Source organism: Pseudomonas sp. DWP3-1-3b3, from assembly GCF_049896305.1.
Classification (GTDB): Bacteria; Pseudomonadota; Gammaproteobacteria; order Pseudomonadales; family Pseudomonadaceae; genus Aquipseudomonas; species Aquipseudomonas azotoformans_A.
This window is the reverse complement of the sequence record NZ_JAFCUA010000003.1, coordinates 168,102-182,384: the sequence shown is the minus strand read 5'-3', so window position 1 is coordinate 182,384 and position 14,283 is coordinate 168,102. Positions and strand designations below refer to the sequence as shown.

The following is a 14,283-nucleotide window of genomic DNA, read 5'->3' as shown; positions in this document are numbered from 1 at the left end:
CACTTCCTTGTACAACTTCGTTCATTTCGTACATTTATTTTCAATTTTTTTAATTCGACCATCCGGTCAATAAACGCACCCAAAAGTCGCACTGCGCTTTTCCTGCACGCCTGCAAAGGCGGGGCTTGGCAGGTCGATGCCGAAAAACGTCGCGTAACGCCGGACGCGATCTCCGCTCGGCGCTTGGATCCAACTAAGGGAAACCCTGATTACCACACTGATGGCACTTTGATATATAGCGCGCCCTCTCCCACCCTAACAAGGTCCAAAGACCGATCCGGGAACAGGTTCTAATCGCCCAAGGAGCATTGAGATGTCATTGAGGAACATGAGGATCGGTCTGCGTGCCAGTCTGAGTTTTGGGGTTTTGGCCAGCTTGCTGGTGATCGTCGGGATGTTTGGGCTGGGCCAGATGGCCAAGTTGCGGCAGAGTGCACTGATCATCGAAGAATCGTGGATGCCGAGCATCGAGAACATCCACGACAGCGCGGCCTTCGTGGCCAGTATCCGCCTGGAGGCGTTGCGCCTGGCAACCACCGACGAATCGCGGATCCGCGACAACAGCAAAGCCCTGATCACCCGCCAGCGCACCGAGCTGCAAACCTTGCTTGACCATCACAAAACCCTGCTCAGCGGCGATGAAGAGCGCGAAATGCTCAAGCAGCTCGAAGGTAACGTGAATGCCTACCTGACCCTCGTCGCACAGATCGTTGCCCTGGTGGACAAAGACCAGCAACAGGACGCCATCGATCTGCTCAACAGCCGCCTGGCGCCACAGGGCGTGATCCTCAACAAAAGCCTGGAGGACATGATCACCTTCAACCAGAGCGGTGTGGAGACCGCCGTGGACTCCGCCGCGCAGACTTATTCCAGCGCGCAGTGGATCGTCGGTTCGATCATCGTGTTCGCGCTGATCGCCACCTTGCTGCTGGCCTGGCTGCTGACCCGCAGCATCACCGCTCCCCTCGGCCAGGCCCTGATCGTGGCACGCACCATTGCCGGCGGCGACTTGAGCCAGCCGATCGCCGTCAGCGGCAAGGACGAACCGGCGCAATTGCTCACGGCGTTGGCCACCATGCAGGCGCAGTTGCAAGGCACCATCCGGGGCATCAGCGAGTCGGCGCAGCAGCTGGCTTCTGCGGCCGAAGAGATGAGTTCGGTGATGGAACAAAGCACCCGAGGGCTGCAAGCGCAGAACGACGAGATCGAACAGGCCGCCACCGCCGTGACCGAAATGAGCGCGGCCGTGGACGAAGTGGCGGGCAATGCGGTGTCCAGCGCCGAGGCGTCCCAGGCCTCCGACGAGGACAGCAAGCACGGCCACTACCAGATCAGCGAAACCATCAGCTCGATCCAGAACCTGGTGGACGAAGTACTCGGTGCTTCAAACAAAGCCGAAGGCCTGGCGGTACAGGCCCAGGACATCAGCAAGGTGCTGGAAGTGATCCGTGGCATTGCCGGGCAGACCAACCTGCTGGCGCTCAACGCCGCCATTGAAGCCGCCCGTGCGGGCGAAGCCGGCCGTGGTTTTGCCGTTGTCGCCGATGAAGTGCGCTCCCTGGCACAGCGCACCCAGGATTCCACTGAAGAAATCGAGCAGATGATCACCGGTATCCAGCAGGGCACCCAAGATACCGTCGAAGCCTTGAACAGCAGCGCCGAGCATGCCGGCCAGACCCTGCAACGGGCCAACAGTGCCGGCACTGCCCTGGAGAAAATCACCGCAGCCATCTCACAAATCAGTCAGCGCAACCTGGTGATCGCCAGCGCCGCCGAACAGCAGGCGCTGGTAGCGCGCGATGTGGACCGCAGCCTGGTGAACATCCGTGACCTGTCGACCCAAACGGCCGCCGGCGCCACCCAGACGTCGGCGGCCAGTCAGGAATTGTCGCGCCTGGCGGTGGACCTGAATGGGCTGGTGACGCGGTTTGTCCTGTAATCATTGGAAATGTCATGCAACACTCGCGGGCTTATTGAGGTAGGAGTGTTGCGTGAGACCTGTCGATAGCCTGTATTTGCTGGGGCTTGCTGCCATTTGGGGGGCGAGTTTCCTGTTCATGCGCATCATCGCGCCGGAGATCGGCACGGTGCCGACGGCGTTCTTCCGTGTGTCGATCGCCGCCGCCGGGTTGCTGGTGATTTTGGCGATGATGCGGGTGAACTGGGATTTCCAGGGCAAGTTCAAGACGGTGTTGCTATTGGGCGTGATCAACTCCGGGATCCCGGCGACCATGTACTCGGTGGCGGCCCAGGTGTTGCCGGCGGGTTACTCGGCGATCTTCAACGCCACCACACCGTTGATGGGCGTGTTGATTGGCGGGCTGTTCTTCAGCGAACGCCTGACGCCGTCAAAAATTGCCGGCGTGTGCCTAGGCTTGTTCGGTGTGGGTGTACTGACCCGCGCCGGGCCCGTGGCGTTTGACCTGGAATTGTTGATGGGCGCGCTGGCCTGCTTGCTGGCGACCACCTGCTATGGCTTCGCCGGATTCCTCGCGCGACGCTGGCTGGATCAGCGCGGCGGCTTGGACAGTCGCCTGTCGGCCCTGGGCAGCATGCTCGGTGCAACGCTGTTCCTGTTGCCGTTCTTCGCCTACAGCGCGATCAGCCAGCCGCCCGCGAGTTGGGGTGGGTGGCAGGTATGGTTGTCGTTGCTGGGCTTGGGGCTGGTATGTACGGCGTTTGCCTACATTCTTTATTTCCGCCTGCTGACGTCCATCGGGCCGGTGAAGTCGATGACCGTGACCTTCATGATCCCGCCGTTCGGCGTACTGTGGGGCGCGTTGTTGCTGGATGAGCCGTTGTCGATGGCGCACCTGTATGGCGGGGTGTTGATTGCCGGGGCGTTGTGGCTGGTGTTGCGGCCGAAAAAAACCCTGTAGGCGCCCGCTAGTGGACGCCTACAGGGGAGTTGTATCAGGCTTTACGGAAAACGAAGGCCAAGCCGATGATGATCAACCCCATCCCCAGCAGGCTCAACATCGCGAGCCGGTTACCGAAGATCAGGTAATCCATCACCGCCGTCACCGCTGGCACCAGGTAAAACAGACTGGTGACATTCACCAGGTTACCCCGGGCGATCAGGCGGTACAGCAACAAGGTGGCCAGCAACGACACCACCACCCCCATCCACAGCACCGGCAGGTAGAAACCGCTGGCGTGCTCGAAGTGGAACGGTTGGAACGGCACGAACACCGAACACAGCAGCAAGCCTGCCAGGTACTGCACCGGCAACGTGCCCAGGGGGTTGTCCGTGATGCGCTTCTGCATGATCGAGCCGAAGGTCATGCTGGCCAGCGCCAATAACCCGAACAGCATCCCCGCCAACGACATGCCGGACAAACCGATACCCTGGTAGACCACCATGATCAGCCCCGCCAACCCCAGCGCCAGGCCAAACAGCCGACTCAGCGAACGCTGGCGCTCCATCAACACTACGGTGAGGATCGGCTGCACACCCATGAGGGTCGCCATCACGCCGGGGGTGACGTTGAGGTCCAGGGCCAGCAGATAGAAAATCTGATAAGCCCCCAGCAGCACCCACCCGGTTGCCGCCGCGTACAACATGGGCTTGCCGGGACGCGGCAGTTTCAACTTGAGGATCGGTATCAGGATCACCAAGCCCACAAGGGCGATGGCAAAGCGGATCAACAGAAACGCAAAGGGTGACGCATGGGCCAGGCCCCATTTGGAGAAGATCGCCCCGCTGCTCCACAGCAATACAAACAGGCTCGTCGAGGCCGCCGCGGCCACGGATTGTTTCGAAAGAACAGACATGGATACCACCTGTCATCAGGCAAAAAAGCCAATTCAGCAGACGCTGAAACTCAGTAGGTTTTTTCAGGCGGGCAGACGGGAACAGCCATCAGCTGGTCAGCCCGAAATGCCAACACCCGGCGGTGATACGACTGCGTACACCGGCGTGCTACGGACAGGTGGGGGGTAGTGACTGATCTGCGCAGGCTGCTTGTCCCCGCACGGTACGACCGCAGCGTTGACCGCTGAATCGACTACCGCTGTGCGCTGGCGAGCTGGCATGGGCTGATCTTGTGTGAAGGGATAAAGAGGCTCGGACTATAACCAGCCGGTGACAGGTTTTGCAATCACCCTGAATGGAGGAGTTTTCATGTGGGCCCTGTAGGACGGGTCGCTATAATGCCGCCCAGATTTTTCCAAGGATTCCCCATGATCGCATTGCCCTGGCTGTACCTGGCGCTTCTTTCCATCGGCTATCTGCTGGCCTTGATCTACGGACAACTGGGGGTGCTGGCGGGGGTGTCCGTCGCCCTGTTGCTGATCGCCGGTTACGCCGTACGCCAGCAGCGCACGCCCTGGGCGCGCTACCTGGGTCACGGGTTGTTTATCGTCTTGGCCCTGAGCCTGGCGATGCACTGGTTGCCCGGTTTCTACAATGGGCGTGGCATTGCTCCGCAACGGCTCACCGACGATGCCGTGCCTTTCTCGATGTACCTGAACCAGGACAAACCGCTGATCGGCTTCTGGCTGTTGCTGGCCTGCCCGTGGATCGTGGCGCGGCGTTCGCTGCGCCTGTCGATCTGCGTGACCGCCCTGGCCTTGACGCTCACCGCCATCGCGGCCTTGGGCGGTGCCGCCTTGCTGGGGATGATCACCTGGGCGCCGAAATGGCCGGAACAGGCCTGGCTGTGGGTGCTGAATAACCTGCTGCTGGTGACCCTGGTGGAAGAAGCGCTGTTCCGGGGTTATGTCCAGGGCGGCTTGAGCCGGCGCTTCAAACACTTGCCCTATGGCGAAAACCTCGCACTGCTGCTGGCCTCGCTATTGTTCGGCCTGGTGCACCTCGGCGCGGGCTGGCACTGGGTGTTGCTGGCGAGCATCGCCGGAGTGGGGTATGGCCTGGCGTATCGCTTTGGGGGCCTGGGTGCGGCAGTGGCCACGCACTTTGGTTTGAATCTGCTTCACTTCGGCTTGTTTACCTACCCGATGCTCGCCGGTTGATTGTTGCAAAAATAAGTTAAATAAACCGCCGTTCTTGCCGATACCCCTGAAAGCCTTGCGGATTGAACAATCATGCGTAATAACCAACCCGTTACCCAGCGCGAACGTACCTTCCCCGCTCAGCAACGGTTGATCTCCACCACAGATGCCAAAGGCGTGATCACCTACTGCAACGACGCCTTCGTCGAAATCAGTGGGTTCTCCCGTGACGAACTGGTGCGTGCCCCGCACAATCTGGTCCGTCACCCGGACGTTCCGGCGGCGGTGTTCGCGCACATGTGGTCCACGCTCAAACAAGGCTTGCCATGGATGGGCATCGTCAAGAACCGCTGCAAGACTGGAGATCATTACTGGGTCAACGCCTATGTAACGCCGGTTTTCGAAGGCAACCAGGTGGTCGGCTACGAATCGGTGCGCATCAAGCCCACCGCCGAGCAGATCCGCCGGGCCGAAGCGCTTTACCACCGCATCAACCAAGGCAAGTCAGCGATCCCTCAGCGGGACAAGTGGCTGCCGGTGCTGCAGGACTGGCTGCCGTTTATCCTGGTGAGCCAGTTGAGCTTCATGATCGGCGCGTCCCTCAACTCCCACTGGGGCTTTGCCCTGGCGGCGGGGCTGTCGGTGCCGCTGGGCCTGCTGGGCCTGAGCTGGCAACAGCGCGGCCTCAAGCGCTTGCTGCGCCTGGCCGAACAGACCACCTCCGACCCGCTGATCGCGCAGATGTACACCGACAGCCGTGGCGCCCAGGCGCGTCTGGAAATGTCGATCCTCAGCCAGGAAGCCCGTCTGAAGACCTGTCTTACTCGCTTGCAGGACACCGCCGAACACCTGAACGACCAGGCCGCACAATCCAACACCCTGGCGCATAACAGCTCCAGCGGTTTGGAGCGCCAGCGCGTCGAAACTGAGCAGGTGGCGACCGCCGTCAACCAGATGGCAGCCACCACCCAGGAAGTCGCCAGCCACGTGCAGCGCACCGCCGATGCGACCCAGGAGGCTAACCGCCTGACCGGTCGCGGCCGCGATATCGCCGGGGAAACCCGCGAGGCGATTCAGCGCCTGTCCGTAGCAGTGGGTGAGACCGGCGTGACCGTGACCCAACTGGCCAAGGACAGTGATGAGATCGGCGGCGTGGTCGACGTGATCAAAGGCATTGCCGACCAGACCAACCTGCTGGCACTGAACGCGGCCATTGAAGCGGCACGTGCCGGCGAGATGGGTCGTGGTTTTGCGGTGGTCGCGGACGAAGTCCGTCAATTGGCGCAACGCACGGCTGAATCCACCGGGCAGATCCACGCCCTGATCGCCAAGCTGCAACAGACTGCCGCCGCCGCCGTGCAAACCATGGATGCCGGGCACCGCCAGGCTGAAGAAGGTGTGGCGCGGGTGATGGAAGCGGATCAGGCGTTGGTGGGGATCAGTGAAGCGGTGGCGCACATCACCGACATGACCACGCAGATCGCGGCGGCAACTGAAGAGCAAAGCTCGGTGGCCGAAGAGATCAGCCGTAACATCAGCACCATTGCATTGCTGGCGGATCAGACGTCGGAGCAGGCGTTGAATTCGGCGCAGTTGAGTGAAGAATTGACTCACACAGCCAATACCCAGTACTCCCTGGTCGAGCGTTTTAACCGGTAGACCACTGTGGCGAGGGAGCTTGCTCCCGCTGGGCTGCGCAGCGGCCCCAAAATTTTGGGAGCGCTTCGCACTGGAGCGCCAGCCCGGTCCAGCGGGAGCAAGCTCCCTCGCCACAGGTTTCACTCAAGGCTCATAAGAAAACTGGAAACTTTCACCGCCGCAGCCTCTAGATGCTGCTCATGACTAAAGCCCGACGCCTTCAACGGCTTCAAGTCATGATCCCCCGCCACCAGCCACATCACCTCGATGCTGGGCGACAACGCATACCCCTCAACCGCAGCCCGATTGCCCAAAGCATCCCGCTCTCCCTGCACGATCAACGTCGGCGTCTTCAACCCAGCCAAATGCTCCGTCCGCGGTTTCTCCGGTTTACCCACCGCATAGAACGGATAACCCAGGCACACCAACCCGTCCGCGCCCAGTTCATCCGCCAACAAACTGGCCATGCGCCCGCCCATGGACTTGCCGCCAATCGCCAGCTTCCCAGCGACATGACGTCGCACCTCGGCCACCACTTCGCGCCAGGTTTCCAGCAGTTTCGGCGCCGGGTTCGGTGGGCGCTTGCCGCCGTCGACACGGCGCTGGGCCATGTAGGGAAACTCGAAGCGCAACACGTTGACGCCATGCCCGGCAAGGCGTGCAGCCATGTCGTTCATGAAGGATGAGTCCATCGGTGCACCGGCGCCGTGGGCCAGGATCAGCGTCACAGGTGTACCACCTGCAACGTCCGCCGCGACATCCCACATCCAGCCGCGTTCCCGCACACACTGCGCCCATTGATCCCCGTCAATACTGGCCTTGTGCTCTTTGCCCATGCTTGCCTCGCTTTTTAGTCTGCCTATAACTCCAGCCCAAGTGCCGCATTGGCTTGGGTTGAACCGTGGATGGGGAACCATGAACACTACATTAAGTACCGCCTATAACTACAAGGTGGTCCGCCAATTCGCCATTATGACGGTGGTGTGGGGCATCGTCGGCATGGGGCTCGGGGTTTTTCTCGCCGCCCAATTGGTCTGGCCTGCACTCAACTTCGACTTGCCGTGGACCAGCTTCGGCCGCCTGCGCCCGTTGCACACCAACGCGGTGATCTTCGCCTTTGGCGGCTGCGCGCTGTTCGCCAGCTCCTTCTATTCGGTGCAACGCACCTGCCAGACCCAGCTGTTCGCGCCGAAGATCGCCGCGTTCTGCTTCTGGGGCTGGCAGTTGGTCATCCTGTTGGCTGCCATCTCCTTGCCACTGGGCTACACCAGCTCCAAGGAATACGCCGAGCTGGAATGGCCGATCGACATCCTCATCACCATCGTCTGGGTGGCCTACGCCATCGTGTTCTTCGGCACGGTGATGAAGCGCAACACCAAGCACATCTACGTCGGTAACTGGTTCTTCGGTGCGTTCATCATCACCGTGGCCATCCTGCATATCGTCAACAACCTGGAAATCCCGGTCAGCCTGACCAAGTCCTACTCCCTCTACGGCGGTGCGACGGATGCCATGGTGCAGTGGTGGTATGGGCATAACGCGGTAGGCTTTTTCCTCACCGCCGGCTTCCTGGGGATGATGTACTACTTCGTGCCCAAGCAAGCCGAACGTCCGGTGTATTCCTATCGCTTGTCCATCGTGCACTTCTGGGCGCTGATCACCCTGTACATCTGGGCCGGCCCCCACCACTTGCACTACACCGCGCTGCCGGACTGGGCACAGTCCCTGGGCATGGTGATGTCGCTGGTGCTGCTGGCGCCGAGCTGGGGCGGCATGATCAACGGCATGATGACCTTGTCGGGCGCCTGGCATAAGTTGCGCAGCGACCCGATCCTGCGCTTCCTCGTCGTCTCCCTGGCCTTCTACGGCATGTCGACGTTCGAAGGCCCGATGATGGCGATCAAGACCGTCAACGCCCTCTCCCACTACACCGACTGGACCATCGGCCACGTACACGCCGGGGCGCTGGGTTGGGTGGCGATGATCTCCATCGGCGCGCTGTACCACATGATCCCGAAAGTCTTCGGTCGCGAGCAGATGTACAGCCTCGGCCTGATCAACGCGCACTTCTGGCTGGCCACCATCGGCACCGTGCTCTACATCGCCTCGATGTGGGTCAACGGCATCGCCCAGGGCCTGATGTGGCGTGCGGTCAACGAAGACGGCACCTTGACCTACTCCTTCGTCGAAACCCTGGTGGCCAGCCACCCTGGCTTCATCGTGCGGCTGGTGGGCGGTGCAGTGTTCCTCTGCGGCATGTTCCTGATGGCTTACAACACCTGGCGCACCGTGCGTTCGGCGCAGCCCGTCGAAGCCGCCACCACTGCGCAGCTGGCCTGAGGAGTCTGTGATGAAACACGAAACGATTGAAAAGAACGTCGGCCTGCTGATGCTGCTCATGGTACTGGCCGTGAGCATCGGCGGCCTGACCCAGATCGTCCCGCTGTTCTTCCAGGACGTCACCAACAAGCCGGTGGAGGGCATGAAGCCCTACACCGCACTGCAACTGGAAGGCCGTGACATCTACATCCGCGAAGGCTGCGTACAGTGCCACTCGCAGATGATCCGCCCGTTCCGCGCCGAGACCGAACGCTACGGCCACTACTCGGTCGCCGGCGAAAGCGTCTGGGATCACCCGTTCCTGTGGGGCTCCAAGCGTACCGGGCCGGACCTGGCACGCGTCGGCGCGCGCTACTCGGACGACTGGCATCGCGCGCACTTGTACAACCCGCGCAACGTAGTGCCCGAGTCGAAAATGCCGGCCTACCCGTGGCTGGTCACCGCCGCCGTCGACAGCAGCCACACCGAGACCAAGTTGAAGGTGATGCGCACCCTCGGCGTGCCGTACACCGACGACGACATCAGTGGCGCCGTCGCCAGCCTCAAAGGCAAGACCGAGATGGACGCGCTGGTTGCGTACCTGCAAGTGCTCGGCACTGCCATCAAGAGCAAGAGGTGAGCCATGGGATTTGAATTCGATGCGGGCACCATCCGCGGCCTCGGCACGCTGGTGGTCGCCATCGCCTTTATCGGCCTGTCGCTGTGGGTGTTCAACAACCGGCGCAATGCGGAATTCGAGCAGGCACGCCTGCTGCCCTTCGCCGATGAACCTTCTCCATCCGACGCTCAAGAAGAGCCTGCAATAAGGAGCACTCGGCCATGACCCTATTCTGGAGTACATGGATCTGCGTACTGACCCTGGGCAGCCTGATCGGCCTGACCTGGCTGTTGATCGGCACCCGCAAGGGCGAGACCAAGGGCAGCGTCGACCAGACCATGGGCCACGCCTTCGACGGGATCGAGGAATACGACAACCCGCTGCCCCAGTGGTGGTTCATGCTGTTCGCCGGCACCCTGGTGTTTGCGGTCGGCTACCTGATCCTCTATCCGGGCCTGGGCAACTGGAAAGGCGTGTTGCCGGGCTATGAAGACGGCTGGACCCAGACCAAGGAATGGGACAAGGAAATGGCCAAGGCCGACGCCAAGTTCGGGCCGATCTTCGCCAAATTCTCGGCCATGCCCGTGGAAGAAGTGGCCAAGGACCCGCAAGCGCTGAAAATGGGCGGCCGCCTGTTCGCCTCCAACTGCGCGGTGTGCCACGGCTCGGATGCCAAGGGCGCGTTTGGTTTCCCGAACCTGGCGGACAATATCTGGCGTTGGGGCGGCTCGGCCGAAGCGATCAAGACCACCATCCTGAATGGCCGCCACGCGGCGATGCCGGCCTGGGGTGACATGCTTGGCGATGAAGGGGTGAAAAACGTCGCGGCCTATGTTCGTCACGACGTGGCCAAGCTGCCTCTGCCGGCCGACAACAGCGCCGACCTGGCCGCCGGCAAAGCGGCGTTCAACACCACTTGTGTCGCCTGCCACGGTCCGGAAGGCCACGGCATGGAAGCCATGGGTGCGCCTGACCTGACCAAGCCGGCCGGCTACATCTACGGCACCAGCCTCGCGCAGTTGCAGCAGACCATCCGCCACGGCCGCCAAGGCCAGATGCCGGCGCAGGAAGTGCTGCAAGGCAACGACAAGGTGCACCTGTTGGCCGCTTATGTTTACAGCCTGTCCCACAACGCTGATGGCGCAACGCCAGAAAGCCAGCCTGAGTAACCGCTGAGCGCTGCCCCAATCTGGGGCAGCCGCTCTACCTGGCTAGCGACCAAGTGTCGCACCCTTCCAAAGCACAACTTTCCCCTCCTCACTTTCGGGTCTACGCTTGTTCCCACAGCGGACCAATCCTGGCGTACGCGACGGCATTCGTTGCGACCCCAAAATTTTCCTGTCCACTCGATCAGCTTTCGATTTCGGATTTTGTCCTTACGCCAAACATGGAAAGGGCGCAGAATCTGGCGTGGAACGCATTGATACAGGTCAGCCATTGCGTTGCAATGGCCCCTCGCTTTCTACATACTTGCGGCCGATTTTACCTATAAAAAAACCTAAACCGTGGAACCTTAGAATGAGCACAGCAATCAGTCCGACTGCTTATAACTATAAGGTAGTCCGCCAGTTCGCCATCATGACGGTGGTCTGGGGGATCCTTGGCATGGGGCTCGGGGTGTTCATCGCCTCGCAACTGGTTTGGCCGGAATTGAATTTCGGTTTGCCATGGACGACCTTTGGCCGCCTGCGCCCGCTGCACACCAACCTGGTGATCTTCGCCTTCGGTGGCTGTGCATTGTTTGCCACCTCCTACTATGTCGTGCAGCGAACCTGCCAGACGCGACTGATCTCCGACAGCCTCGCGGCCTTCACCTTCTGGGGTTGGCAAGCCGTCATCGTGAGCGCCATCGTCACCCTGCCGCTGGGTTACACCACCACCAAGGAATACGCCGAGCTGGAATGGCCGATCGCCATTTTGCTCGCCATCGTGTGGGTGACCTACGCCGTGGTGTTCTTCGGCACCATCGTCAAGCGCAGGACCAAGCACATCTACGTGGGCAACTGGTTCTACGGCGCCTTCATCCTGGTGACGGCGATGCTGCACATCGTCAACCACGCCTCGTTGCCGGTGAGCCTGTTCAAGTCCTACTCGGCCTACGCCGGGGCCACGGATGCAATGATCCAGTGGTGGTACGGCCACAACGCCGTGGGTTTCTTCCTGACCACCGGTTTCCTGGGGATGATGTACTACTTCGTGCCCAAACAGGCCGAACGTCCTATTTACTCGTACCGTTTGTCCATCGTGCACTTCTGGGCGCTGATCACCCTGTACATCTGGGCCGGTCCGCACCACTTGCACTACACCGCGCTGCCGGATTGGGCGCAGTCGCTGGGCATGGCGATGTCGATCATCCTGCTGGCCCCGAGCTGGGGCGGCATGATCAACGGCATGATGACCCTGTCGGGCGCGTGGCATAAATTGCGCACTGACCCGATCCTGCGCTTTCTGGTGGTGTCGCTGGCGTTCTACGGCATGTCGACCTTCGAAGGGCCGATGATGGCGATCAAGACCGTCAACTCGCTGTCCCACTACACCGACTGGACCATCGGCCACGTACACGCCGGCGCCCTCGGTTGGGTGGCGATGATCTCCATCGGCGCGCTGTACCACATGATCCCCAAACTGTTCGGCCGTGCGCAGATGCACAGCGTCGCGCTGATCAACACCCACTTCTGGCTGGCCACTATTGGCACCGTGCTCTACATCGCCTCGATGTGGGTCAACGGCATCACCCAGGGCCTGATGTGGCGGGCGATCAACGATGACGGCACCCTCACCTACTCCTTCGTCGAAGCGCTGCAAGCCAGCCACCCGGGCTACATCGTCCGCGCCCTGGGCGGTGCGTTCTTTGCCGCCGGCATGCTGTTCATGGCCTACAACGTCTGGCGCACCGTGCGTGCCTCCGACCCTGCAGAAGCCGAAGCCGCCGCCAAGATCGCCGTTGTGGGAGCCCACTGATGAAGCATGAAGTAGTCGAGAAGAATATCGGCCTGCTGGCCTTCTTCATGGTCATCGCCGTGAGTATCGGCGGCCTGACCCAGATCGTTCCGCTGTTTTTCCAGGACGTGACCAACAAGCCGGTCGAAGGCATGAAGCCGCGCACCGCCCTTGAACTGGAAGGCCGCGACGTCTACATCGCCAATGGCTGTGTCGGCTGCCACTCGCAGATGATCCGCCCGTTCCGCGCCGAAACCGAACGCTATGGCCACTACTCGGTCGCCGGCGAAAGCGTGTGGGACCACCCGTTCCTGTGGGGTTCCAAGCGCACCGGCCCGGACCTGGCCCGTGTCGGCGGTCGTTACTCCGATGACTGGCAACGTGCGCACTTGTACAACCCGCGCAACGTAGTGCCTGAGTCGAAAATGCCGGCGTACCCGTTCCTCGTGGAAAACAAGCTCGACGGCAAGGACACCGCGAAGAAGATGGAAGTCTTGCGCACCCTGGGCGTGCCCTACACCGACGAAGACATTGCCGGTGCAGCCGCAGCCGTGAAGGGCAAGACCGAAATGGACGCATTGGTGGCCTACCTGCAAGGCCTGGGCACCATCATCAAAAGCAAACGGTGATTCTTCATGGATATCGGGATGATTCGTGGCCTGGGCACCGTTGTGGTGATGGTGGCCTTTATCGGCCTGGCGTTGTGGGTGTTCAGCCCCAAGCGCAAGTCGGAGTTTGAAGACGCGACCTTGCTGCCCTTTGCGGATGATCCCGAAGCCATCAAGCACGTCGAGCAAGCTTCTAGGAGTAACAAAGAATGACTACGTTCTGGAGTCTGTACGTCACAGTCCTCAGTCTGGGTACCATCTTCGCCCTGACCTGGCTGCTGCTGTCGACCCGCAAGGGCCAGCGCGCCGAGCAAACCGACGAGACCGTTGGCCACTCGTTCGACGGCATCGAGGAGTACGACAACCCGCTGCCGAAATGGTGGTTCATGCTGTTCGTCGGTACCATCATCTTCGCCCTCGGCTACCTGGCGCTGTACCCCGGCCTGGGCAACTGGAAAGGCCTGCTGCCGGGCTACAACTACCTCGACACCGAAAAGCAAACCCCGTTCGCCAACGGCCAGACCGGCTGGACCGGCGTACACGAATGGGAAAAGGAAATGGCCAAGTCGGACGCCAAGTTCGGTCCGATCTTCGCCAAATTCGCGTCGATGCCGATTGAAGAAGTGGCCAAGGACCCGCAAGCCTTGAAAATGGGCGGCCGCCTGTTCGCCTCCAACTGCTCGGTGTGCCACGGCTCTGACGCCAAAGGCGCCTATGGCTTCCCCAACCTGACCGACGCCGATTGGCGCTGGGGTGGCGAGCCGGCCACCATCAAGGAAACCATCATGAAAGGCCGCCATGCCGTGATGCCGGCCTGGCTGGATATCCTCAAGGAACAAGGTGTCAGCGATGTCGCCGCGTTCGTGGTGACCAACCTCGACGGCCGCAAGCTGCCCGAAGGCGTGAAAGCCGATGTGGCCAACGGCGAGAAACTCTTCGCCGCCAACTGCGTGGCCTGCCACGGTCCGGCCGGTAAAGGCACCCCAGCCATGGGTGCGCCTGACCTGACCCACCCCGGTGCATTCATCTACGGTTCGAGCTTCGCCCAACTGCAGCAGACCATCCGTTGGGGACGCCAGGGCCAGATGCCGGCGCAGGAACAACTGCAAGGCAATGACAAGGTGCACTTGCTGGCGGCGTATGTGTACAGCTTGTCCCATGGGGATAAGAAGGCTGAGGAGCAGTAAAAAATAGCAATTAAAACGG

At 61.2% G+C, this 14,283-nt stretch carries 14 protein-coding genes; 12 read left to right on the top strand and 2 right to left on the bottom strand.

Translation table 11 applies throughout. The annotated features are described in order from the left end of the window. The first annotated feature begins 313 nt into the window (after positions 1–313). The gene (locus ACP7BX_RS10825) at positions 314–1,939 is read left to right on the top strand and encodes a methyl-accepting chemotaxis protein (RefSeq protein WP_426126397.1); all 1,626 of its coding nucleotides are present in this window, start codon (positions 314–316) and stop codon (positions 1,937–1,939) included. 52 nt (positions 1,940–1,991) lie between these two features. Beyond that, positions 1,992–2,879, top strand: a complete 888-nt coding sequence (locus ACP7BX_RS10820; RefSeq protein WP_314529190.1) for a DMT family transporter — start codon at positions 1,992–1,994, stop codon at positions 2,877–2,879. 34 nt (positions 2,880–2,913) lie between these two features. On the opposite strand, the gene ACP7BX_RS10815 is transcribed toward ACP7BX_RS10820, so the two are convergent. After that, positions 2,914–3,774, bottom strand: a complete 861-nt coding sequence (locus ACP7BX_RS10815) for a DMT family transporter (RefSeq protein WP_426126395.1) — start codon at positions 3,772–3,774, stop codon at positions 2,914–2,916. Positions 3,775–4,182: 408 nt separating this feature from the next. On the opposite strand from ACP7BX_RS10815, the gene ACP7BX_RS10810 reads away from it, so the two are divergent. Together ACP7BX_RS10810 and ACP7BX_RS10805 are read left to right on the top strand one after the other, a co-directional pair. Further along, on the top strand, positions 4,183–4,974 hold the full coding sequence (locus tag ACP7BX_RS10810; protein WP_061449223.1) for a CPBP family intramembrane glutamic endopeptidase: 792 nt from the start codon (positions 4,183–4,185) through the stop codon (positions 4,972–4,974). Between the two features lie 72 nt (positions 4,975–5,046). Beyond that, entirely contained in the window at positions 5,047–6,612 is a 1,566-nt protein-coding gene (locus tag ACP7BX_RS10805) for a methyl-accepting chemotaxis protein (protein ID WP_033900592.1), read from the top strand. A 119-nt stretch (positions 6,613–6,731) separates the two neighbouring features. On the opposite strand, the gene ACP7BX_RS10800 is transcribed toward ACP7BX_RS10805, so the two are convergent. Beyond that, complete coding sequence (locus ACP7BX_RS10800) at positions 6,732–7,427, bottom strand: alpha/beta family hydrolase (protein WP_426126392.1); 696 nt, start codon at positions 7,425–7,427, stop codon at positions 6,732–6,734. Positions 7,428–7,506: 79 nt separating this feature from the next. On the opposite strand from ACP7BX_RS10800, the gene ccoN (ACP7BX_RS10795) reads away from it, so the two are divergent. From ccoN (ACP7BX_RS10795) to ccoP (ACP7BX_RS10760), 8 genes are all read left to right on the top strand, one after another. Next, entirely contained in the window at positions 7,507–8,931 is a 1,425-nt protein-coding gene (gene ccoN / locus ACP7BX_RS10795; RefSeq protein WP_033900587.1) for a cytochrome-c oxidase, cbb3-type subunit I, read from the top strand. A 10-nt stretch (positions 8,932–8,941) separates the two neighbouring features. Then, complete coding sequence (gene ccoO, locus ACP7BX_RS10790) at positions 8,942–9,550, top strand: cytochrome-c oxidase, cbb3-type subunit II (protein WP_038847986.1); 609 nt, start codon at positions 8,942–8,944, stop codon at positions 9,548–9,550. A gap of 3 nt (positions 9,551–9,553) precedes the next feature. Next, positions 9,554–9,754: a cbb3-type cytochrome oxidase subunit 3 gene (locus ACP7BX_RS10785; protein WP_010208563.1), complete on the top strand. Its 201-nt coding sequence runs from the start codon at positions 9,554–9,556 to the stop codon at positions 9,752–9,754. Next, positions 9,751–10,698, top strand: a complete 948-nt coding sequence (gene ccoP, locus ACP7BX_RS10780) for a cytochrome-c oxidase, cbb3-type subunit III (RefSeq protein WP_426126389.1) — start codon at positions 9,751–9,753, stop codon at positions 10,696–10,698. The genes ACP7BX_RS10785 and ccoP (ACP7BX_RS10780) overlap by 4 nt, the downstream gene beginning before the upstream one ends. A 349-nt stretch (positions 10,699–11,047) precedes the next feature. Continuing rightward, positions 11,048–12,490, top strand: coding sequence for a cytochrome-c oxidase, cbb3-type subunit I (ccoN, locus tag ACP7BX_RS10775; protein WP_426126387.1), 1,443 nt, complete (start codon positions 11,048–11,050; stop codon positions 12,488–12,490). Further along, positions 12,490–13,098 (top strand): cytochrome-c oxidase, cbb3-type subunit II, encoded by a 609-nt coding sequence (gene ccoO, locus ACP7BX_RS10770; protein ID WP_003193167.1) that lies wholly within the window; start codon positions 12,490–12,492, stop codon positions 13,096–13,098. Before ccoN (ACP7BX_RS10775) ends, ccoO (ACP7BX_RS10770) begins: the two co-directional genes overlap by 1 nt. 6 nt (positions 13,099–13,104) lie before the next feature. Beyond that, a complete protein-coding gene (locus ACP7BX_RS10765) occupies positions 13,105–13,290 on the top strand; it encodes a CcoQ/FixQ family Cbb3-type cytochrome c oxidase assembly chaperone (RefSeq protein WP_003175465.1) in 186 nt (61 codons plus the stop codon). Then, positions 13,287–14,264 carry a cytochrome-c oxidase, cbb3-type subunit III gene (gene ccoP / locus ACP7BX_RS10760; RefSeq protein ID WP_061449227.1) on the top strand — a complete coding sequence of 326 codons (978 nt, stop codon included), beginning with the start codon at positions 13,287–13,289 and terminating at the stop codon, positions 14,262–14,264. Before ACP7BX_RS10765 ends, ccoP (ACP7BX_RS10760) begins: the two co-directional genes overlap by 4 nt. The last annotated feature ends 19 nt before the right edge of the window (positions 14,265–14,283 follow it).

Bases quoted from the DNA above. Each gene is read 5' to 3' on its own strand.
- ACP7BX_RS10825 (WP_426126397.1), top strand. From the start codon at position 314: ATGTCATTGAGGAACATGAGGATCGGTCTGCGTGCCAGTCTGAGTTTT.
- ACP7BX_RS10815 (WP_426126395.1), bottom strand. From the start codon at position 3,774: ATGTCTGTTCTTTCGAAACAATCCGTGGCCGCGGCGGCCTCGACGAGC.
- ACP7BX_RS10810 (WP_061449223.1), top strand. From the start codon at position 4,183: ATGATCGCATTGCCCTGGCTGTACCTGGCGCTTCTTTCCATCGGCTAT.
- ACP7BX_RS10805 (WP_033900592.1), top strand. From the start codon at position 5,047: ATGCGTAATAACCAACCCGTTACCCAGCGCGAACGTACCTTCCCCGCT.
- ACP7BX_RS10800 (WP_426126392.1), bottom strand. From the start codon at position 7,427: ATGGGCAAAGAGCACAAGGCCAGTATTGACGGGGATCAATGGGCGCAG.
- ccoN (WP_033900587.1), top strand. From the start codon at position 7,507: ATGAACACTACATTAAGTACCGCCTATAACTACAAGGTGGTCCGCCAA.
- ccoO (WP_038847986.1), top strand. From the start codon at position 8,942: ATGAAACACGAAACGATTGAAAAGAACGTCGGCCTGCTGATGCTGCTC.
- ACP7BX_RS10785 (WP_010208563.1), top strand. From the start codon at position 9,554: ATGGGATTTGAATTCGATGCGGGCACCATCCGCGGCCTCGGCACGCTG.
- ccoP (WP_426126389.1), top strand. From the start codon at position 9,751: ATGACCCTATTCTGGAGTACATGGATCTGCGTACTGACCCTGGGCAGC.
- ccoN (WP_426126387.1), top strand. From the start codon at position 11,048: ATGAGCACAGCAATCAGTCCGACTGCTTATAACTATAAGGTAGTCCGC.
- ccoO (WP_003193167.1), top strand. From the start codon at position 12,490: ATGAAGCATGAAGTAGTCGAGAAGAATATCGGCCTGCTGGCCTTCTTC.
- ACP7BX_RS10765 (WP_003175465.1), top strand. From the start codon at position 13,105: ATGGATATCGGGATGATTCGTGGCCTGGGCACCGTTGTGGTGATGGTG.
- ccoP (WP_061449227.1), top strand. From the start codon at position 13,287: ATGACTACGTTCTGGAGTCTGTACGTCACAGTCCTCAGTCTGGGTACC.